The sequence below is a fragment of the Streptomyces sp. MP131-18 genome (assembly GCF_001984575.1).
GTDB lineage: Bacteria > Actinomycetota > Actinomycetes > Streptomycetales > Streptomycetaceae > Streptomyces > Streptomyces johnsoniae.
Map to the genome: position 1 here is coordinate 6,251,939 of NZ_LZNS01000001.1, position 610 is coordinate 6,252,548.

A 610-nucleotide genomic window follows, 5' to 3' on the forward strand; every position below is an offset into this window, starting at 1 on the left:
CGGGCTGGGCTCGTCGGCGTGCAGAGTGCGTGGCAGGGTGCCGTGGCGCATGGCCTGGATCATTTTGATGACCCCGCCGATGCCTGCCGCGGCCTGGGCGTGTCCGATGTTGGATTTCAGCGATCCCAGCCACAGGGGCTGGTCCTCGGGCCGGTGCTGGCCGTAGGTGGCCAGCAGGGCCTGGGCTTCGATGGGGTCGCCGAGGGTGGTGCCGGTGCCGTGTGCTTCGACGGCGTCGATGTCGTCCGGGGCGAGGCCGGCGTTGGCCAGTGCGGCGTGGATGACGCGTTGCTGGGAGGGGCCGTTGGGGGCGGTGAGGCCGTTGCTCGCACCGTCCTGGTTGATCGCGGTGCCGCGGATGACGGCCAGGACCGTGTGCCCGTTGGCCTGCGCGTCGGAGAGGCGTTCCAGCAGGACCATGCCCGCGCCCTCGGCCCATGCCACGCCATCGGCCGCGGCGGAGAACGACTTGCACCGGCTGTCGAGTGCCAGCCCGCGTTGGCGGCTGAACTCCAGGAACATACCGGCATTGGCCATGACCGTGGCGCCACCCGCCAGCGCCAGCGAACACTCACCACTGCGGAGGGCCTGCGCCGCCTGGTGCATCGCC

At 71.3% G+C, this 610-nt stretch carries 1 protein-coding gene; it reads right to left on the reverse strand.

The window, feature by feature from the left end:
- The coding region (locus STBA_RS28145) for a polyketide synthase (protein ID WP_253195292.1) at positions 1 to 606 on the reverse strand (606 nt) is incomplete at its 3' end.
- Between the last annotated feature and the right edge of the window lie 4 nt (positions 607 to 610).